Source organism: Modestobacter sp. NPDC049651, assembly GCF_040659695.1.
In the GTDB taxonomy this organism is placed as follows: Bacteria; Actinomycetota; Actinomycetes; order Mycobacteriales; family Geodermatophilaceae; genus Modestobacter.
The window spans coordinates 30,309-49,088 of sequence record NZ_JBFAOG010000012.1; the positions used below are offsets into that span (position 1 = coordinate 30,309).

General features: G+C 76.3%; 21 protein-coding genes. 12 read left to right on the top strand and 9 right to left on the bottom strand.

Annotated elements, in window-relative coordinates; all coding sequences use genetic code 11:
• The 3 genes from AB0J00_RS16090 to AB0J00_RS16100 form a co-directional block, all read left to right on the top strand.
• On the top strand, positions 1–1,180 hold a 1,180-nt coding region (locus tag AB0J00_RS16090; RefSeq protein WP_357746343.1), incomplete at its 5' end, for an amidohydrolase family protein.
• 2 nt (positions 1,181–1,182) lie between these two features.
• Positions 1,183–1,980: a glucosamine-6-phosphate deaminase gene (gene nagB, locus AB0J00_RS16095; protein ID WP_357746345.1), complete on the top strand. Its 798-nt coding sequence runs from the start codon at positions 1,183–1,185 to the stop codon at positions 1,978–1,980.
• Positions 1,981–2,009: 29 nt separating this feature from the next.
• Positions 2,010–2,738 (top strand): GntR family transcriptional regulator, encoded by a 729-nt coding sequence (locus tag AB0J00_RS16100; protein ID WP_357746347.1) that lies wholly within the window; start codon positions 2,010–2,012, stop codon positions 2,736–2,738.
• 32 nt (positions 2,739–2,770) lie between these two features.
• Here the strand turns inward: AB0J00_RS16100 and AB0J00_RS16105 are convergent, their stop codons facing one another.
• Positions 2,771–3,436: an NAD(P)H-dependent oxidoreductase gene (locus AB0J00_RS16105; protein WP_357746350.1), complete on the bottom strand. Its 666-nt coding sequence runs from the start codon at positions 3,434–3,436 to the stop codon at positions 2,771–2,773.
• Positions 3,437–3,520: 84 nt separating this feature from the next.
• On the opposite strand from AB0J00_RS16105, the gene AB0J00_RS16110 reads away from it, so the two are divergent.
• A complete protein-coding gene (locus tag AB0J00_RS16110; RefSeq protein ID WP_357746353.1) occupies positions 3,521–3,874 on the top strand; it encodes a helix-turn-helix domain-containing protein in 354 nt (117 codons plus the stop codon).
• A gap of 3 nt (positions 3,875–3,877) precedes the next feature.
• Here the strand turns inward: AB0J00_RS16110 and AB0J00_RS16115 are convergent, their stop codons facing one another.
• Positions 3,878–4,324 (bottom strand): rhodanese-like domain-containing protein, encoded by a 447-nt coding sequence (locus AB0J00_RS16115; RefSeq protein WP_357746356.1) that lies wholly within the window; start codon positions 4,322–4,324, stop codon positions 3,878–3,880.
• Between the two features lie 161 nt (positions 4,325–4,485).
• Here AB0J00_RS16115 and AB0J00_RS16120 point away from each other — a divergent pair, with 161 nt between their 5' ends.
• Together AB0J00_RS16120 and AB0J00_RS16125 are read left to right on the top strand one after the other, a co-directional pair.
• Positions 4,486–5,151 carry a GntR family transcriptional regulator gene (locus tag AB0J00_RS16120; protein WP_357746359.1) on the top strand — a complete coding sequence of 222 codons (666 nt, stop codon included), beginning with the start codon at positions 4,486–4,488 and terminating at the stop codon, positions 5,149–5,151.
• On the top strand, positions 5,138–6,157 hold the full coding sequence (locus tag AB0J00_RS16125) for a 1-aminocyclopropane-1-carboxylate deaminase (protein ID WP_357746362.1): 1,020 nt from the start codon (positions 5,138–5,140) through the stop codon (positions 6,155–6,157). Before AB0J00_RS16120 ends, AB0J00_RS16125 begins: the two co-directional genes overlap by 14 nt.
• Here the strand turns inward: AB0J00_RS16125 and AB0J00_RS16130 are convergent.
• Genes AB0J00_RS16130 through AB0J00_RS16140 form a run of 3 tightly spaced genes read right to left on the bottom strand, consistent with a single transcriptional unit; the run spans position 6,136 to position 8,300 of the window.
• On the bottom strand, positions 6,136–7,362 hold the full coding sequence (locus tag AB0J00_RS16130) for an MFS transporter (RefSeq protein ID WP_357746364.1): 1,227 nt from the start codon (positions 7,360–7,362) through the stop codon (positions 6,136–6,138). The two genes, AB0J00_RS16125 and AB0J00_RS16130, sit on opposite strands and share 22 nt — an antisense overlap.
• A gap of 37 nt (positions 7,363–7,399) precedes the next feature.
• A complete protein-coding gene (locus AB0J00_RS16135; protein ID WP_357746367.1) occupies positions 7,400–8,101 on the bottom strand; it encodes an alpha/beta fold hydrolase in 702 nt (233 codons plus the stop codon).
• Between the two features lie 4 nt (positions 8,102–8,105).
• Positions 8,106–8,300 carry a hypothetical protein gene (locus AB0J00_RS16140; RefSeq protein ID WP_357746370.1) on the bottom strand — a complete coding sequence of 65 codons (195 nt, stop codon included), beginning with the start codon at positions 8,298–8,300 and terminating at the stop codon, positions 8,106–8,108.
• A 143-nt stretch (positions 8,301–8,443) separates the two neighbouring features.
• On the opposite strand from AB0J00_RS16140, the gene helR reads away from it, so the two are divergent.
• Entirely contained in the window at positions 8,444–10,612 is a 2,169-nt protein-coding gene (gene helR / locus AB0J00_RS16145; protein ID WP_357746372.1) for an RNA polymerase recycling motor ATPase HelR, read from the top strand.
• Positions 10,613–10,668: 56 nt separating this feature from the next.
• On the top strand, positions 10,669–11,292 hold the full coding sequence (locus AB0J00_RS16150) for a maleylpyruvate isomerase family mycothiol-dependent enzyme (RefSeq protein WP_357746374.1): 624 nt from the start codon (positions 10,669–10,671) through the stop codon (positions 11,290–11,292).
• An 8-nt stretch (positions 11,293–11,300) separates the two neighbouring features.
• On the opposite strand, the gene AB0J00_RS16155 is transcribed toward AB0J00_RS16150, so the two are convergent.
• Positions 11,301–12,326, bottom strand: a complete 1,026-nt coding sequence (locus tag AB0J00_RS16155; RefSeq protein WP_357746377.1) for an NADP-dependent oxidoreductase — start codon at positions 12,324–12,326, stop codon at positions 11,301–11,303.
• Between the two features lie 55 nt (positions 12,327–12,381).
• Positions 12,382–12,957: a TetR/AcrR family transcriptional regulator gene (locus tag AB0J00_RS16160; RefSeq protein WP_357746380.1), complete on the bottom strand. Its 576-nt coding sequence runs from the start codon at positions 12,955–12,957 to the stop codon at positions 12,382–12,384.
• 115 nt (positions 12,958–13,072) lie between these two features.
• Between AB0J00_RS16160 and AB0J00_RS16165 the strand changes: the two genes are divergently transcribed.
• Genes AB0J00_RS16165 through AB0J00_RS16175 form a run of 3 tightly spaced genes read left to right on the top strand, consistent with a single transcriptional unit; the run spans position 13,073 to position 16,575 of the window.
• Positions 13,073–14,338, top strand: coding sequence for an MFS transporter (locus AB0J00_RS16165; RefSeq protein ID WP_357746383.1), 1,266 nt, complete (start codon positions 13,073–13,075; stop codon positions 14,336–14,338).
• Positions 14,325–15,446 carry a methyltransferase gene (locus AB0J00_RS16170; protein ID WP_357746385.1) on the top strand — a complete coding sequence of 374 codons (1,122 nt, stop codon included), beginning with the start codon at positions 14,325–14,327 and terminating at the stop codon, positions 15,444–15,446. The genes AB0J00_RS16165 and AB0J00_RS16170 overlap by 14 nt, the downstream gene beginning before the upstream one ends.
• A 40-nt stretch (positions 15,447–15,486) precedes the next feature.
• Positions 15,487–16,575, top strand: coding sequence for a class I SAM-dependent methyltransferase (locus AB0J00_RS16175; RefSeq protein WP_357746388.1), 1,089 nt, complete (start codon positions 15,487–15,489; stop codon positions 16,573–16,575).
• Positions 16,576–16,578: 3 nt separating this feature from the next.
• On the opposite strand, the gene AB0J00_RS16180 is transcribed toward AB0J00_RS16175, so the two are convergent.
• Positions 16,579–17,070 carry a phosphoribosyltransferase gene (locus tag AB0J00_RS16180; RefSeq protein WP_357746391.1) on the bottom strand — a complete coding sequence of 164 codons (492 nt, stop codon included), beginning with the start codon at positions 17,068–17,070 and terminating at the stop codon, positions 16,579–16,581.
• Between the two features lie 213 nt (positions 17,071–17,283).
• Here AB0J00_RS16180 and AB0J00_RS16185 point away from each other — a divergent pair, with 213 nt between their 5' ends.
• Positions 17,284–18,210, top strand: a complete 927-nt coding sequence (locus AB0J00_RS16185) for an ATP-binding protein (RefSeq protein ID WP_357746393.1) — start codon at positions 17,284–17,286, stop codon at positions 18,208–18,210.
• A 6-nt stretch (positions 18,211–18,216) separates the two neighbouring features.
• Here AB0J00_RS16185 and AB0J00_RS16190 read toward each other — a convergent pair whose 3' ends face one another.
• Positions 18,217–18,759, bottom strand: coding sequence for a sugar O-acetyltransferase (locus tag AB0J00_RS16190; RefSeq protein WP_357746574.1), 543 nt, complete (start codon positions 18,757–18,759; stop codon positions 18,217–18,219).
• Between the last annotated feature and the right edge of the window lie 21 nt (positions 18,760–18,780).

The window sequence follows — 18,780 nt, forward strand, 5'->3', positions numbered from 1 at the left end:
GCAGGAGCTCCTCCTGCGCGGCCGGCTGGTGGCCGGGGGACGGCTCGTCGACGACGGGCTGGTGGTCACCCGCGGCGACCGGGTCGCGTTCGCCGGCCCGGCGGCCGGGTGGGACGGCGTGCTGCCGCCCGTCGCGCCGGACCGGTTGCTGCTGCCCGGTCTGGTCGACGTGCACTGCCACGGTGGCGGCGGGGCGTCGTTCCCGGACGACGACCTGGCCGGGGTGGCGACGGCGATCGCCGCGCACCGCCGCCAGGGGACGACGACGCTGGTGGCGAGCCTGGTGTCGGCGCCGGTCGAGGTGCTGCGGACGCGGTTGGAGCTGCTGGCCCCGCTGGTGGCGGCGGGGGAGTTGGCGGGGGTGCACCTGGAGGGTCCGTTCCTCTCGCCCGCGCAGCGTGGTGCGCACGACCCGGGCGCCCTGCTACCTCCCGATCCGGACGTGCTGCGTGAGCTGCTCGCAGGGGCGCCCGGCACCGTGGTGTCGATGACGCTGGCGCCGGAGCTGCCGCGGGCCGGTGAGCTGGTGAAGGTGTTGCGGGCGCACGGGGTGCTGCCGAGCTTCGGGCACACCGACGCCGACGCCATGACCGTGACGACGGCGATCCGGTCGGCGGCCGGGACGGGGCGGCTGTCGGCCACGCACCTGTTCAACGCGATGGCGCCGTTCGCCTCCCGGGCGCCGGGTCCGGTGGCCGCGTGCCTGGCGGCGGCGGCCCGGGGTGAGCTGGTGGTGGAGCTGATCGCCGACGGGGTGCACCTGGACCCGCAGACGGTGGCCACCGTCTTCGACCTGGCCGGCCCGGACCACATCGCGCTGGTCACCGACGCGATGGCCGCCGCGGGCATGGCCGACGGGGACTACCAGCTGGGTGCGCTGCCGGTGCGGGTCGCCGGGGGCACGGCGCGGCTGGCCGGCCCGGACGGCGGCACCGGCGCGATCGCCGGGGGCACGGCACGCCTGGTCGACGTCCTGCGTTGCACCGTGCGGGACGCCGGGGTGCCGCTGCTGCCGGCGGTGCTGGCGGCCACCCGGACCCCGGCCATGCTGCTGGGCCGGTTCCCGCAGGTGGGGGAGCTGATCCCCGGCGCCCGCGCCGACGTGCTGGTGACCGACCCCGACCTGGTGCCCGTCGCCGTGCTGCGCGGCGGTGCGTGGGTCGACCGAGAGGAGAGCTGACCGTGGAGGTCGTCCTGCTGCCCACCCCCGAGGACTGCGGGCGGGTGGTCGCCGACGTCGTCCAGACGACCCTCACCACCGCCCGGGAGCGCGGCGCGCGGGTGGTGCTGGGCCTGGCGACCGGCTCGTCACCGCAGCTGGCCTACCGCGAGCTGGTGCGCCGGCACCGCGAGGAGGGGCTGACGTTCGCCGGGGTGCGGACGTTCCTGCTCGACGAGTACGTCGGCCTGCCCGCCGGGCACCCGGAGAGCTACCGCCAGGTGATCCGCCGCGACCTGACCGACGCCGTGGGGCTGGACCCCGAGGTCGTGCACGGCCCCGACGGGTCCTCGCCCGACCCGCTGCGCGCGGCCCGGCAGTACGAGGAGCAGCTGGCCACCGCCGGCCCGGTCGCCGTCCAGCTGCTGGGCGTCGGGGCCAACGGGCACCTCGGCTTCAACGAGCCCGGCTCCTCGCTGGCCAGCCGCACCCGGGTGAAGACGCTCACCGAGCAGACCCGCCGCGACAACGCCCGCTTCTTCGGCGGCGACGTCGACGCGGTCCCGCGGCACGTCCTGACCCAGGGGCTGGGCACGATCCTCAAGGCCGAGCACCTGGTGCTGGTCGCGACCGGGGAGCACAAGGCGGCGCCGGTGGCCGCGGCCGTGGAGGGCCCGGTGTCGGCGAGCTGCCCGGCGTCGGTGCTGCAGCTGCACCCGCACGTGACCGTCGTCCTGGACGACGCCGCGGGCAGCCGGCTCGAACGCGCCGACCACTACCGCTACGTGCTGGCGCACAAGCTGCCGGAGCAGGGGTGGTGACCGACCGGCGGGGTGCGACGATCGCCCCCGTGGCCGCACCGCTGATCCGCGACGGCGTCGTCCCCAAGCACGAGCAGCTGCGCACCCGGCTCACCGAGCTGGCGGCCCGGCTGCCGGCCGGCTCGCCGCTGCCCGGCGAGCGGCAGCTGTGCGTGGAGCACGGGGTCAGCCGGATCACCGTGCGCGAGGCGATCGGCCAGCTGGTCAGCGAGGGCGTGCTGGTGCGGGTGCGCGGCAAGGGCACCTTCGTCGCCGAGCGGGCCGCCCGGTCGCGGCTGCACCTGGCGTCCTTCCACGAGGACATGCGGCGGATGGGCCTGCGGCCGGGCACCGCGGTGCTGGACGTCGTCCGGGCGGTGCCGCCGGCGGCGACCGGCCGGGCGCTGGAGCTGGCCGCCGGTGAGCAGGCGTTCCACGTGCGGCGGCTGCGGCTGGCCGACGACCAGCCGATGTCGCTCGACGACGCCTGGTACGCCGCGCGGTTGCTGCCCGACCTGGACCAGCAGGACCTCACCGGCTCGCTCTACACGCTGCTGGCCGAGCGGTACGGCTGCACGATCGACCGGGCCGAGCAGACGGTGCGCGCCGCGGAGGCGGACCGGGAGACCGCGCTGCTGCTGGGCCTGTCGGCGCGGCAGCCGCTGCTCGCCTTCGACCGGGTGTCCTGGAGCGACGGGCGGCCGGTCGAGCACGCCCGCTCCTGGTACCGGTTCGACCGCTACGAGGTGCAGATGACCGTGGAGCTCGGGGAGCACTGACCCGCCGGCCGGTGCTCCCCGGGCTCCGGCGGTCAGGCCTGCGCGGTCGCGGTGGGCAGTGCGGCGCTGAGCAGCCGGCCGTGCTCGGCGGCCTCGCGCTCGGCGGTCTGCCGGAGCTCGTCGGCGAGCTCGGTGAACTGGTCCAGCGCCGGGTTGACCCCGACCAGGGTGAAGTCGCGCTCGACGACGCGCAGGTCCATGCCCCACACGTCCTCGAGGATGCGGCGCACCCAGCTGGTGGCGTGGTCCCAGCCCTCGCGCGGCGTGCCGGCGCTGTAGTTGCCGCCGCGGACGGTGACCAGCACCGCGGGCTTGCCGACCGTCGGGGCCTCGGCGCGCGGGCCGAAGCGCGGGTCGGTGATGACGAGGTCGACGTAGGTCTTGAAGTGCTGGGAGACGCCGAAGTTGTACAGCGGGACGGCGAACAGCAGCGCCTCGGCGTCGGCGAGCTCGTCGGCCAGGGTGGCGGCGAGGGCCAGCGCCTCGGCCTGCTCGGGGCTGCGCTGGTCGGCCGGCAGGTAGGAACCGGCGACCGCGGCGCCCCAGGAGGTGGCGGGCAGCGGCTCGGTGCCGAGGTGCCGGCGGGTGACCGGGGCGTCGGGGTTCCCGGCCCGCCACTCCCGCTCGACGATGTCGGCGATCTCGCGGCTGGCCGACCCCTCGACGCGGATGCTCGCGTCCAGACGGAACAGGGACATGGGACCTCTCCTACTCGGTTCTCGGGAGTCGCTAGCAAAAAAGAAGCGACGTGCGAGACGGTAGCACCGTTCTACGATCAGGGTGTGAAGGACGCCGTCGAGCACGAGCCGCGGGCCTGCGACGCCGCGCTCAGCCGGGCGTTCGGGTTCCTCGGCAAGCGCTGGAACGGCATGCTCGTCGGCGTCCTGCTCGGCGGGCCGGCCGGGTTCGCCGAGCTGCGCCGGGCGCTGGGCGGCATCAGCGACTCGGTGCTGTCCGACCGGCTCACCGAGCTCGCCGCGGCCGGGCTGGTCCAGCGGAGCGTCGACGAGGGGCCGCCGCTCGCGGTCAGCTACGAGCTCACCGCCAGCGGGGCCGCCCTGGCGCCGGCGCTCCGCCAGCTCACCCGGTGGGCCGAGGAGAACCTGGTCGAGGAGCGGTGCACCGGCGCCGAGTGAGGCTCAGCAGCCGCAGCTGATCCCGGCCGGGGCGGTGAGCAGGTCGACGTCCGGACGGCGCACGCCGTCCGCCGTCTCGACCGGCAGGCCCTCGCGCGCCCAGTACTCGAAGCCGCCGATCATCTCCCGCACCCGGAAGCCCAGCCGGGCCAGCGCCAGCGCGGCGCGGGTCGCCCCGTTGCAGCCGGGGCCCCAGCAGTAGGTCACCACCGGGACGGACCGGTCCAGCTCGTCCGCCGCCCGTGCCGCGATCTCACCGCCGGGCAGGTGCACCGCGCCCGGCACGTGGCCCTGCGCCCAGGACTCATCACTGCGGCTGTCCAGCAGCACGAAGCCCGGCCGGCCGCTCTCCAGTGCCGCGTGCACGTCGCTGACGTCGGTCTCCACGGCCAGGCGGTGCGCGAAGTGGGCGGCGGCGTCGGCGGGGGAGGTGGTCCAGTCGAGGCTCATGACGGTGATCATCGGGGTGCCCGGCCGGCACGACGAGTGCCCGGACCGCCACCGACCGCAGCGATCCCGCCGTCCTCCTGCCCGCTTTCGGCACCGAAAGGGGGCCGGTTCGTCGTGAGAAAGCGGGTGGGGGCTTGACGGGGGCGGCGCTGACATCTGAGATGTCAGTTGTGATCGAGCCGGTGGGGCGGGTGTTGCTGCGCGACCAGGCGCTGACGGCAATCCGGGAGGCGATCGTCCGCGGCGACCTGCTGCCCGGCGCGGTGGTCAAGGACGCCGACCTGGCCGCGCGGCTGGGTCTGTCGGTCGCGCCGGTGCGCACCGCGCTGGCCCGGCTCGCCGACGAGGGGCTGGTCGAGGCCAAGCCGCAGAGCCACACCCGGGTCACCCCGCTGGTGCTCCAGCAGGTGCGGGACGCCGCCGTCGTCGTCCGCGCGATGCACGAGTTGGCCGCCCGCGAGGCCGTCGGCCGGGTCACCGATGCGGACGTCGCAGCGATGCGGACGGCGAACGCCCGGTTCGCCGCGGCCGCCGGCGCCGGCGACCTGGACGCCGCGCTGGACGCCGACGACGCGCTGCACCGGGTGCTGCTCGACCGGTGCGGCAACGCCGCCGTCACCGCCACCGTCGACCGGTTCACCCCGACGATCCGCCGGCTGGAGCGGCAGCGGTTCGCCGCCGCGCACGGCCAGGGGTCGGTCGCCCTGCACGACCGCCTGATCGCCGCCTGCGCGGCCGGGGACGTCGAGGACGCCGTCGCCACCACCACCGAGATCTGGACGGCGCTGCTGTCCGAACTGGAGGAGATCCCCGATGACGCTCGCTGACTTCCCCCGCTTCCCGCTGCTGTTCGGCCCCTCGCCGGTGCACCGGCTGGACCGGCTCACCGAGCACCTCGGCGGCGCGGCCGTCTGGGCGAAGCGGGAGGACGTGAACTCCGGCATCGCGTTCGGCGGCAACAAGACCCGCAAGCTCGAGTACCTGGTCGCCGACGCCCTCGCCCAGGGCTGCGACACGCTGGTGTCGATCGGCGGCGTGCAGAGCAACCACACCCGGCAGGTCGCCGCGGTCGCCGCCCGGGTCGGGCTGTCGTGCGTGCTGGTGCAGGAGAGCTGGGTCGACTGGCCGGACGCCGTCTACGACAAGGTCGGCAACATCCTCATCAGCCGGTTGGCCGGGGCCGACGTCCGGCTGGTGAAGGCCGGGTTCGGCATCGGGTTCAAGGAGAGCTGGGAGACCGCGCTCGCCGAGATCAAGGCGCGCGGCGGCAAGCCCTACGCCATCCCCGCCGGGGCGTCGGACCACCCGCTGGGCGGGCACGGCTTCGCGAACTGGGCGCACGAGGTGGCCGCGCAGGAGGCGGAGCTCGGCGTCTTCTTCGACACCGTCGTCGTCTGCTCGGTGACCGGGTCGACCCAGGCCGGGATGGTCGCCGGGTTCGCCCAGCTCGAGGAGCAGGGCGGCCGGCCGCGCCGGGTGCTGGGCGTCGACGCGAGCGCGAAGCCGGCGGAGACCCGCGACCAGGTGCTGCGCATCGCCCAGCGGACGGCGGCCGCGATCGGCGTCCGGCGGGAGCTCACCCTCGACGACGTGGAGCTCGACGAGCGCTACCACGCGGGCACCTACGGGATCCCGGACGCGACCACGATCCGGGCGATGGAGCTCGCCGCCCGCACCGAGGGCATGGTCACCGACCCGGTCTACGAGGGGAAGTCGATGGCGGCCACGATCGACCTGGTCGGCCGCGGCGAGATCGACCGGTCGGCCACGGTGCTCTACGCCCACCTCGGCGGCCAGCCCGCGCTCAACGGCTACAGCGCGCTGTTCTCCTGACGTCGGAGTGGATCCGTCGGCGTGTCGCCGACGGATCCACTCCGCGTGAGCACGATCCCGACCACGGCCAGGACGGCGACCAGCACCGCCAGCGCCAGCGCGGCCGTGGTGAGCGTCGTCCGGGTGGCCAGCTCGCCCACACCGATCACCGGCACGGTGATCCCCAGGTAGGCGACGACGAAGAACGCCGAGGTCACCGCGCCCCGGTCGGCGGCCGAGGCCAGCGCGCCCACCCGGGCGACGGCCGACTGGAAGGCCGCGCCGATGCCGGCGCCGCCCACCACGGCGGCGGCCAGGAAGAGCGTCACCGACCCGTCGGCCAGCGCGGCCACCACCAGCGCGGCACCGACCGGCAGCAGCACCAGCCCGACCAGCGCCGCCCGGTCGGCCCGCGCCCGCTGCGACACCAGCTGCCCGGCCACCGCCGCGGCGAAGGCGACCGCGATCGACACCCCCACCACCTGCGGGCTGGGGTGGTCGAGCTCCTCGGCGAGCAGCTGGGAGGTCAGCGAGGTGAACAGGCCGAGCAGCGCGAACGCGGCGAACCCGGCGACCGCGGCCGCGACGAACCGGGCGCGGCCGTCGCGGGGCACGGTCAGCCGCTGCGGCCGGACGGCGCGGCCCCACTCGGCGGCACTGCGGGCGGTCGCCGGCGCGGTCTCCGGCACCAGCACCAGGGCGGCGGCCGGCAGCAGCAGGAGCAGGAAGGCGACGAACGGCGTGACCGTGGGGTGTGCGAGGTGGGTGGCCAGCAGGCCGGCGAGCACCGGCCCGAGGCCCAGGCCGCCCATGTTCGCGGCGGTGGCCAGCGTGGTCGCCGTCCGCCGGTCGCGGTGCAGCTCGGCCAGCGCCGCGGTCGCCGTCCCGGTGGTGAGCCCGACCGACAGGCCCGACAGCACCCGGCCGGCCAGCAGCCCCGGCAGCGTGGGGAACAGCAGGAAGACCGCGGTGCTCACCGCGGCGACCAGCACCGCGAAGCCGAGCACCGGCCGCCGGCCGACCCGGTCGGACAGCCCGCCGCCCAGCAGCAGCGCGGTCAGCGTGCCGACCGCGTAGGCGGCGAAGACGACGGTGACCAGCAGCGGGGTGAGCCCCAGCGACCGCACGTAGAACGGGTACAGCGGGGCGGGCACCGTGCCACCCAGCATCACGACGGTGAAGACGTACCCGACGACGACGACCGAGCGGAGATCTGTCCGTGCCACTCGGCCCAGGCTACGAGGTGGTTGCCCCGTGCCACCCTCAGAGGGGGACGTCGAGCCCCTCGGCCCCCGCTCCGGCCAGCGCCGCCGAGATGGCCGGCGGCATCGGCTCCAGGCCGGTGCCGGCGAGCACCACGTCGCGGGCGAGGGTGTGCCACCGGTGCGACCTGCGCAGCATGCTGTGCCCGCCGGCCACGGTGAACCGGGCGACCCGCGCCCCGGCCCGGCGGGCCCGCACCACGTACTGCGCGGACAGCCGGGCGGGCACCCAGCGGTCGCCGCGGCCGTGCGCGATCACCACGGTCTGGCCGCGCAGCTGCATCACCGGCTCGTCGATCGGCGTCCACGGGGCCAGCGCGCAGACGGCCGTCACCGACGGCTCGCCGCCGGCCCGCAGCGCCGCCCGGCCGCCCATCGAGTGCCCGACCAGCACGACCGGGACGTCGCCGCCGTGCTCCTCGCGCAGCTGCCCGACCGCCCAGCGCACGTCCTGGTACGCGTCGGCGGCCTCGCCGTTCCAGCCGGCGAGCCGGTAGCGGACCAGCGCGGTCGCGATGCCGCGGTCGGCGGTGCTGCGGCGCACGAACTGCTCGAACGAGCGCATCCGGGCCAGGCTGAGCGCGCGCTCCCGCGGCGGCTCCAGCCCGGTGGCCGCCCCGCCGTGGCAGAACAGCGCGATGCCGCGCACCTCGCCGTCCGGGACCTGCTGGTCCAGCCGCGCGGTGGTCTCGGGGGTCGTCACGGGCTCAGGCCCGGCGTCCGCCCCGCCGGCGGGCCCGGTCGCCGAGGCCGCCGGCCCGGATGAGCGCGTTGCTGACCGCGCCGGGGCCGTTGCGGCGCTGCAGCGCCTGGCCGATCCGGCGCAGCAGGCCACCGGCCAACGGGACGAGCACGGTCAGGAGCAGCCAGGTGCGGAGCCGGCGGGTGAGGAAGAGCCACATGCCGTCCTCCCTGCCCGGACGGGGGCGTGGTCATGCCGGTCTCTCCCGCCACCTCAACGTATAGCCGACCCGGGGGCTTGCGGCAAGACCCCGGGTCGGTCCCACACTCGTGCGCTCACGCCCCTGACCTGCGGAGATGACACGTGAGCGCCCTGAGCACCAGCGCCTTCGCCCTGCCCGACGAGCTCGCCCGCAAGGCCGACCCGGCGCTGGTCGCCGACGACGAGCGGCACTTCGCCGCGATCACCGCGACCCTCGAGGAGACGGTCGCCGACCTCGAGGCCCGGCTGGACGCCGAACGCCGCGCCCCCGGCGGCAGCGGCCAGGCCGCGCTGGACCGCGACCTGGAGGTGCACCGGCTGGCCGCCCGGCTGCGCACACTGCGCCGCTTCGGCCTGGACCTGTGCCTGGGCCGCATCGTGCCCGCCGGTGGCGCGGACCCCGTGTACGTCGGCCGGCTCGGGCTCACCGACCGCACCGGCCGCCGGCTGCTGGTCGACTGGCGCTCCCCGGCGGCCGAGCCGTTCTTCGGCGCCACCCACGCCGACCCGCGCGGGCTGGCCAGCCGCCGCCGGTACCGCTGGACCCGCGGCCGGGTGACCGACTACTGGGACGAGGTGTTCACCGCCGACGGGCTGTCCGGGCACGCGGCGCTGGACGACCAGTCGGCCTTCCTGGCCAGCCTCGGCGCCACCCGCTCGCCCCGGATGCGCGACGTGCTGGGCACCATCCAGGCCGACCAGGACGCGATCGTCCGGGCGGGGTCGGCCGGCACGCTCGTGGTCGACGGCGGCCCGGGCACCGGCAAGACCGTCGTCGCGCTGCACCGCACCGCCTACCTGCTGTACTCCGACCCGCGGCTGGGCGGCGCGCACGGCGGCGTGCTGTTCGTCGGCCCGCACGAGCCCTACCTCGCCTACGTCGCCGACGTGCTGCCCAGCCTGGGTGAGGAGGGCGTGCGCACCTGCACGCTGCGGGACCTGGTGCCCGAGGGCGCCGCGGCCGGGCCGGAACCCGACCCCGAGGTGGCCCGGCTCAAGGCATCGGGCGTGCTGGTGGCCGCGGTCGACGCCGCCGTCCGCTTCTACGAAGAGCCGCCGCGCACGCCGCTGACGGTGCAGACGCCCTGGGGGGAGGCCGAGCTCACCGCCGACGACTGGGCCGAGGCGTTCGCCGCGGCCGAGCCCGGCACCCCGCACAACGAGGCCCGCGAGCAGGTGGCGGAGCAGCTGGTCACGATCCTGGCCGACGCGCACGAGACGGACGGCAGCAGGCCGGACGACGGGGTGCCGGACGACGAGCTGCGCCGGGTCCTCGCCGCCGACCCCGAGCTGGTCGCCGCCCTCTCCCGGGCCTGGCCGCTGCTGTCGGCCCCGGACGTCGTCGGCGACCTGTGGTCGGTGCCGGCCTACCTGCGCCGGTGCGCGCCGGAGCTCACCGCCGACCAGGTGCGGGCGCTGCAACGCCCCGACCCCCGGGCGTGGACGACGGCGGACCTGCCACTGCTGGACGCCGCCCGCCAGCGGCTCGGCGACCCCGGAGCGGCCCGGCTGCGCTCCCGGCGACGGGCCGCCGCGGCCGCCGAGCGGGAGCGGATGTCCGGCGTCCTCGACGAGCTCATCGCCACCGACGACTCCGAGCTTCTGCTCATGACCTCGCTCCGGCACGCCGACCTCCGCGAGGCGCTGGTCGACCAGGACGCGCTGCCCACCGCACCCCGCGACCCGCTGGCCGGCCCGTTCGCGCACGTCGTCGTCGACGAGGCGCAGGAGCTCACCGATGCCGAGTGGGCCGTGGTGCTGCGTCGCTGCCCGTCGCGGAGCCTCACCGTGGTCGGCGACCGCGCGCAGGCCCGGCACGGGTTCACCGGCTCGTGGGAGGAGCGGCTGCGGCGGGTCGGGCTGGACCAGGTCACGGTCTCCTCGCTGACGGTCAACTACCGGACGCCGGAGGAGGTGATGGCCGAGGCGGAGCCGGTGATCCGCGCGGTGCTGCCGGACGCCAACGTGCCGACGTCGGTCCGCCGCGCGGGGGTGCCCGTCGTGCACGGGTCGGTGGGCGACCGGGACGCGGTGCTCGACCGCTGGCTCGCCGAGCACCCCGAGGGCACCGCGTGCGTGGTCGGCGACCCGGCGTTCCCCGGCCGGCCGCGGGTGCGGTCGCTGGGCCCGGAGCTGGTCAAGGGGCTGGAGTTCGACCTGGTCGTGCTCGTCGACCCGGCGGCGTTCGGCGCAGGTGTCGAGGGGGCGGTGGACCGCTACGTTGCGATGACCCGGGCCACCCGGCAGCTCGTCGTCCTCGAGAGCCGATGAGTTCCGCGGCCGGGCGCGGTCTGCACCCCGACGACGTGCGAGCAGGAGGAGCAGGGATGACCGGGACGAGGGACGACCTGGACGCGGGGCAGCTGCAGGCCGGGGTGGGCCGCACCTACGCCGGGCTGGCCGAGCTGCTGGACGCCGAGCCGGCCGGGACCTGGGACGCCGGGACGCTGTGCGCGGGCTGGCAGGTGCGGCACGTGGTCGCGCACGTGACCATGCCGGTACACCTGACGCCCGAGCAGTTCGGTGCCGAGATGGCCGCCGCCGGCGGGGACTTCGGCGTCCTCTCCGACACCGTCGCCGCCCGCGACGCGGCGCTGCCGGTCGAGGAGCTGCTGGCCGCGCTGCGCTCGCCGGCGCTGCACGCCTGGCAGCCGCCGGGCGGGGGAGCGGCCGGGGCGCTCAGCCACGCCGTCATCCACTCGCTCGACGTGACCCTCGCGCTCGGCCGGCCCCCGGTCGCGCCGGCGGACGCCGTGGTCGCCGTCCTGGACCTGCTCACCGCCGCGGACGGCGCGTTCTTCGGACTCGACCTGACCGGCGTCCGGCTCGAGGCCACCGACACCGCGTGGAGCTGGGGCGCGGGCGAGGCCGTGCGCGCCGAGGGCGGTGCGCTGGTCGCGCTGCTCGGCGGCCGCCGGCTCCCCGACGGCCGCGAGCTGCGCCGGCGCTGAGCTGCGGCTCAGCTGGGGTCGGGCGCCAGCCGGACAACGGTCTTCCCGGTGTTGCCGCCGCGCAGCAGCATGTCCAGGAACGCGTCGACCGCGGCGTCCAGCCCGTCGTGCACGGTCTCGCGGGCCTGCAGCGAGCCGTCGCGCAGCCAGCCGGTGACCGCGGTGAGGAACTCCGGGCGGAGGTCGGCGTGGTCGCCGACGAGGAAGCCCTCCAGGCGCACCCGCTTGCCGACCAGCTGGCCGAGGTTCCGCGGGCCGGGCGGCGGGGTGGTGGCGTTGTAGCTGGAGATCGCGCCGCACAGCGCCGCCCGGCCGTGCTCCCGGAACGCGCCGATCGCCGCCTCCAGGTGCTCGCCGCCGACGTTGTCGAAGAAGACGTCGATGCCCTCCGGCGCTGCCTCGGCCAGCAGGTCGGCGACGGCGCCGGAGTGGTAGTCGAACGCCGCGGTGAAGCCGAGGTCCTCGCGCAGCCAGCGCACCTTCTCCGCGGTGCCGGCGCTGCCGACCACCCGCGCGGCGCCGCGCAGCCGGGCGAACTGGCCGACCAGGCTGCCCACCGCGCCCGCGGCGCCGGAGACGAACACTGTCTCGCCGGGGGCGAGGGCGGCCACCCGGAACAGCCCCGCGTACGCGGTCAGCCCCGGCATGCCCAGCACGCCGAGGTACAGCGACAGCGGCAGGCCGGGCAGCGGGTCGACCACCCGCACGTGGGCGGCGTCCAGCACGGCGACGTCCCGCCAGCCCAGCCCGTGCAGCACCAGCGCGCCCTCGGGGACGTCGTCCGACCGGGAGGCGACCACCCGGCCGACGGCCGCGCCCTGCATCGTCTCGCCGAGCTCCCAGCTGGGCGCGTAGGACTTCACCGCGCTCATCCGGCCGCGCATGTACGGGTCGACGCTCATCGCGACCGTGGCCACGGCGACCTGCCCCGGCCCGGGGTCGGGCCGCTCGAGGGTGGCCAGGCGGAAGTCGTCGGGCACCGGCTCGCCCTCGGGACGGCGGACCAGCTGCCACTCGCGCGTCGTGATGCTCATGCCCCGAGCGTGCCCCCTCCGCACCGGCGGGGCGCGCCCGGCCCGTGCCGGCGGCTCAGCCGACGGCGGCGTCGACCAGGGCGGCGGCGGTGGTGCGCACCAGGTCGGCCGCGGTGGGGTCGCGGTCCATCCGCGCGGTCTGCGCGGCGCCGTCGTAGAGCAGCTGCAGCTGCCGGCCGAGCAGGTCCGGGTCGCGGGCACCGGCCTCGGCGGCCAGGCCGGTGAACAGCTCCCGGAACCAGGCCCGGTACTCGGCGGTCACCTGGTGCTCGACGCTGCCCGGCGCCGCCTCCGCGGTCGCGTTGGCGAAGGCGCAGCCGTGGTACCCGGGCTGGGCGAACGTCTCCGCCTGGCTGTCGAAGACGGCGAGCAGCTTCGCCCGGGCGTCGGTCAGCGGGGCGATGCGTGCCTCGATCCGGGCGCGCGTACGGTCCTTCCGGGCCTGCAGGTAGGCGCGGATCAGCTCGTCCTTGCTGCCGAAGGTGTTGTACAGCGACGCCTTGGCCACGCCGGCGTGCGCGATGACCCGGTCGATGCCGACGGTCTGCACGCCGTCGGCGTAGAAGAGCTCCTCGGCCGCGGCCAGCAGCCGCTCACGGGCGGACCCGCGCGCGACGGCAGGTGTGCTCACGACCTCTCCCTCCTCCGGACGACACGCCCACTGTAGGTCCGGTCGCCTTGACGCACCAGACAGAGCTGTCTACCTTCGGCAGCCAGACAGACCTGTCTACTCAATCGGAGCCGTCATGTCCTCCACCCTCGCTGTCCCGGACCAGGTCGCCGCCGCGCCCACCCAGCCGACCGCGCCGGCGGCCCCGCGCCGCCGGCTCCCACCCCGGGGCGCGCTGTGGCTCCTCGCGTCGCTCGTCGTCTCCTTCCTCGCGTCCTCCAGCGCACCCACCCCGCTGTACGCCGTCTACCAGGCCGAGTGGGGGTTCAGCGCGATCACGACCACGGTCGTCTTCGGCGTCTACGCGCTCGCCGTCCTCCTCGCGCTGCTCACCCTGGGCCGGTTGTCCGACCACGTCGGCCGCCGCCCGGTGCTGCTGGCCGCCATCGGCGGGCAGCTGGTCGCGCTCGCCGTGTTCGCCACCGCCGGCGGCGTGCCGGAGCTGCTGCTCGGTCGCGTCCTGCAGGGGCTCGCCACCGGTGCCGCCGTAGGCGCGCTGGGCGCCGCGATGCTGGACGTCGACCGCGACCGCGGCACGCTGGCCAACACCGTGGCCCCCGGGATCGGCACCGCGCTGGGCGCGCTCTCGTCCGGGCTGCTCGTGCAGTACCTGCCCGCGCCGACGCACCTGGTCTACCTGGTGCTGGCCGCCGTCTTCCTCCTGCAGGGGCTTGGCCTGCTGCTCGTGCCCGAGACGGTCGGCCGGGTCCGCGGCGCCCTGGCCAGCCTGGCCCCCGAGCTGGGCCTGCCGCGCGCCCTGCGCGGACCGGTGCTGATCGCCGCCCCGGTGCTCGTCGCGGTCTGGGCCCTGGCCGGCTTCTACGCCTCGCTCGCGCCCGGCCTGCTGCGGGAGCTCACCGGCTCGGGGTCCGTCGTGCTGGGCGGCTCCGGCCTCGCGGTGCTCGCCGGGGTGGGCGCCGCCGCGGTGTACGCGCTGCGCACGGCCTCGGCCGGCCGGGTCATGGTCATCGGTGCGGTCGCGCTGGTCGGCGGGGTCGGTCTGACGCTGGTCGCGCTGCCGCTCGGGTCGGTGGCCCTCTTCTACGCGGGCACGGCGGTCGCCGGCGCGGGTTTCGGCAGCGGCTTCCAGGGCGCCGTCCGCACCGTGGTCCCGCTGGCCGCGCCGCACGAGCGCAGCGGCGTCCTGTCGCTGCTGTTCGTCGTCTCCTACCTCGGGCTGGGCGCCCCCGCGGTGGTCGCCGGCTTCCTCGTCGTCCACGTCAACGGGCTGCTGGCCACCGCCGGCGAGTACGGCGGCTTCGTCGCGCTGCTCGGGCTGGCCGCCCTCGCCGGGCTGCTGGGCACCGCCGTCCGGCAGAGTGGACGGCGTGTCCTCCGCTGACCTCTTCGCCCAGCTGCGCCGCGCGCCGGACGTCGAGGCGCCCGACCTCGTCGCCGTCGACGCCACCGACCGGCTGCTGCTGGACGAGGCCGCCGCAGGGCTCGCGGCACACCCGGACCGGGTGGTCGTCCTCGACGACGCGCACGGCGCGCTGACCCTCGGCGCGGTCGCGCTGCACGGCGCGCAGCAGCCGCGGGTGCACCAGGACCTGCTGATCGGCGAGCTGGCGCTGGCGGCCAACGCCGAGCGGGTGGGCCGGACCGGTTCGTACCGGTCGCTGCCGCTCGGCCCGGACCTGGTGGACGGCGCGGCGGTCGTGCTGGCCAAGGCGCCCAAGAGCCTGGACGCGCTGCGCGAGCTGACCGCGGTGGTCGCCGCCGGGGCCGGCCCGGACGTCACGCTCTACGTCGGCGGGCGGGTCAAGCACATGACCCACGGCATGAACGACGTGCTGCGCACCGGCTTCACCGACGTGTCGGCGACGCTGGCCCGGCAGAAGTCCCGGGTGCTGGTGGCCCGCGGGCCGCGCCCGGTGCGCCCGTCGTTCCCGCGCTGCCGGGAGGACGCCGAGCTCGGGCTCACCGTGTGCGCGCACGGCGCCGCGTTCGCCGGCACCAAGCTCGACCGCGGCACCCGGGCGCTGCTCGCGGTGCTGCCCGACGCCGTCCCGGACGCCGCGACCGCGCTGGACCTCGGGTGCGGCACCGGCCTGCTCGCGGTCGCGCTGGCCCGGTCCCGGCCGGGGGCGCGGGTGCTCGGCGTCGACCAGTCCGCGGCCGCGGTCGCCTCCGCGCAGGCCACCGCGGCCGCCAACGGGCTCGCCGACCGGATCGACGTCCACCGGGACGACGCCGGCTCGTCGCTGCCCGAGGAGAGCGTCGACCTGGTGGTGTGCAACCCGCCGTTCCACGCCGGCGCCGCGGTCTCGGAGACCGTCGCCCAGCGGCTGTTCGCCGGCGCGGCCCGGGTGCTGCGGCCCGGCGGGGAGCTGTGGTGCGTGTGGAACTCCCACCTGCCGCACCGCGCGGCGCTGCAGCGGATCGTCGGCCCGACCCGGCAGATCAGCCGCGACCCCACCTTCACCGTGACGGCGTCGGTGCGCCGGTAGGCCTTCCGCCGGCCGGCCCGGCCGAGGACGCTCGCCTGGCATGACGACGTCCTCGCCTCCCGTCCCGACCACCGCCGGCGCGCTCGCCGACCGCCTGCTCGACGCCGTGGTGGGCAGCTACGAGGTCGCGGCGGTCGCCCTCGGCCGGCGGCTCGGCTGGTACCGGGCGCTCGCCGACGAGGGCCCGCTGACCGCGCCGGCGCTGGCGGCCCGCACCGGCACCGATGCCCGCTACGCCCGGGAGTGGCTGGAGCAGCAGGCGGTCGCCGGCTACCTGGCGGTCGACGACGGGGCCGCGGGGCCCGACGACCGCCGCTTCCGGCTGCCGGAGGAGCACAGCGGCGTGCTGGTGGAGGAGCTGGACCCCGCGTTCCTGGCACCGCTGGCCGAGGTGACGACCGCCTTCCTGCGCTGGGTGCCCCGGTTGACCGACGTCTACCGCGGCACCCGCACGCTGTCGTGGGCCGACCTCGGCGACGACGCGCGCGAGGCCCAGGCCGCCGCGAACCGGCCGTTCTTCGCCGGGCCGCTGGTGCACGAGCTGCTCCCGGCGGTGCCGGGCGTGGCCGACGCGCTGGAGGCCGGCGGCCGGGTGGCCGACGTCGGGTGCGGCTACGGCTGGTCGTCGACGGCGATCACGGCTCGTTGGCCGGCGTGCATGGTGGACGGCTTCGACGTCGACGGGCCGTCGGTGGACCGCGCCCGCCGGCACGCGCGGGAGGCCGGGGTGGCCGAGCGGACCACGTTCGTCGCGGCCGACGTCCGGGAGCTGGACCGTGCGGGCGCCTACGACCTGGTGACGGCGTTCGAGTGCGTGCACGACCTGGCCGACCCGGTGGGCGCGCTCGCCGCCATGCGCCGGATGGTGCGGCCCGGCGGCACGGTGCTGGTGCTGGACGAGGCGGTCGCCGAGGAGTTCACCGCCCCCGGCGACCTCGTCGAGCGGCTGATGTACGGCTACAGCCTGCTGTGCTGCCTGCCCGACGGCCGGTCGGCGGGCCCGTCGGCGGCCACCGGCACCGTCCTGCGCCCGGCCACCCTGCGCCGGTACGCGCAGGCGGCCGGGTTCCGCGACGTCGAGGTGCTCCCGCTGGACGCCGGCTTCTTCCGGGTCTACCGCCTGGTCTGACCGCTAGTGGCCGGAGCCGCCGCGGGAGGCCACCGGCGGCAGCGTCGACCACGGGAAGTCCACCCAGGCGTCGGTCGTCTTCCAGGCGTAGTCGCAGGTGACCAGCGACCGCGGCTTCTGGTAGACGACCGCCGAGCGGACGTCGGAGACGTGCCCGGAGCAGAACTCGCGGACCAGCTCCAGCGTCTTGCCGGTGTCCGCGACGTCGTCGGCGATCAGCACCCGGGCGCCGGTCAGGTCGACGGCGTCCAGCGTGGGCGGCAGCACCACCGGCAGCTCCAGCCGCTGGTCCACGCCGGTGTAGAACTCCACGTTCATCACGAAGAGGTTCTTCACGTCCAGCGCGTAGCCCAGCGCACCGCCCAGGAACAGGCCGCCCCGGGCGATCGACAGGATGATGTCCGGCTCGAAGCCGCTGTCGGCGATCTGCTGGGCCAGCTCGCGCGCGGCCAGCCCGAAGTCCTCGTAGGTCAGCGTCTCGCGCTGCTCGGTCACGGGCCGATCCTGCCCCATCCGCGTTGCCGGCGTGTTGCACGTGGAACGTGGGACCGCTCCCTCGCCTCACCCGTTGGGAGCACCCGGCTCGCGGGGGGCGGTTGGACGGCGCTGGAGTGGGTCCTTGAGAATGCGACGGGTTCAGCAGCCGCACACCTCGAGGGGTCCCGTGTCCAGAGCCGACGGTCCAGCCGTGCACCGGGTGGTCCACCCGTGACGGCCGCGGTTGCGGTGGACCACGACTGCCAGCTGGTCGACGACGACGAGGGGCTGCGCGCCGCGGCCGCCCGGTTCCTCGAGGAGGCGGCCACGGCGGGCGACGTCGCCCGCGCCGCGCTGCCGGGCTGGCTGGTCGACGAGCTGGCCCCGCAGCACCCCGACGCCGTCCTGATCGCCCTGGAGCAGGCCACCTTCGCCCGCGAGCCGGACGTGATCGCCGCCGTCCGCCGCCGGGCCGGTGAGCTCGCCGCCCCCCGCCGGCTGCGGCTGATGGGCGTGGTCGGCGGCGCTGACGCCCGGGCCTGGGAGGAGCGGTGCCGTTGCGAGGCGGTCACCAACGTCGCCTACGCCGGGCTGCCGGTGTCCGTCTCCTGCCTGTACGACCGCCGCTCCACCCCGGACGCGGGCCTGGCGATCGCGCTGGCCACCCACCCGCTGCTGCGCACCCCCGGCGGCGTCGCCGCCAACCCCGACCACCAGGACCCGCACGCGTTCCTCGCCGCCCGCCCGGTCCTCGAGGAGCCGCTGCAGTCCACGGCGCCCGTGCTCGCCGTCGACGACGCCCCGACCCTGCCGGGGCTGCGGCACCGGATGGGCGAGGCGCTGCGCGGCCTGGCCGGCAGCGCGGACGCCGAGGAGGACTTCCACCTCGCGGTCAGCGAGATCGCCGCGAACGCGTTCCGGCACGGCACCCGGCCGGTCTCCGCGCGGCTGTGGGCCGCGCCCGACCGGCTGGTCTGCACGATCACCGACTCCGGCAGCTCCTACGCCAACCCGCTGGCCGGGTACCGGCCGGCGCACGGCGACGACCTGTCCCGCGGCGGCATGGGGCTGTGGCTGGCCCGCAAGCTCTGCGACCACGTCGACCTGATCGCCACCCGGTCCAGCTTCACCGTCCGGCTGGTCAGCGTCCTGCCCTGACCCCGCTCAGCGCACCGAGCGGACGACCCGCGCCGGGTTGCCCACCGCCAGCACCCCGTCCGGCAGGTCCTTGGTGACCACCGCGCCCGCCCCGACCACGGTGTCCGCGCCGATCGTCACGCCGGGCAGCACGATCACGCCGCCGCCGAGCCATGCGTTGTCGCCGATCGTGATCGGCGCCGAGCCCTCCCAGAAGTCCCCCCGCCGCACCGGGTCCAGCGGGTGGGTGGCGGTGAGCAGCTGGACGTTCGGCCCGAGCTGCACCTTGTCGCCCAGGGTGATCCGGCCGACGTCGAGGAACACCCCGCCCCAGTTCACGAAGCACTGCGCGCCGACGGTGATGTTGTAGCCGTAGTCGCAGCGGAAGTCCGAGCGGATCGTCGAGCCCGGCCCCAGCTGGCCCAGCAGCTCGGTGAGCAGCTCCCGCCGCCGGGGCCGGTCCAGCTCGGCGTTGTAGGCCGCGACCAGGCGGGCGGCCCGCTCGCTGTCGGCGGCGAGGTCGGGGTCGTCCGCCCGGTACTCGAGCCCGGCCAGCATGCGGTCCTTCATCTCACCCACCCGCTCACGCTA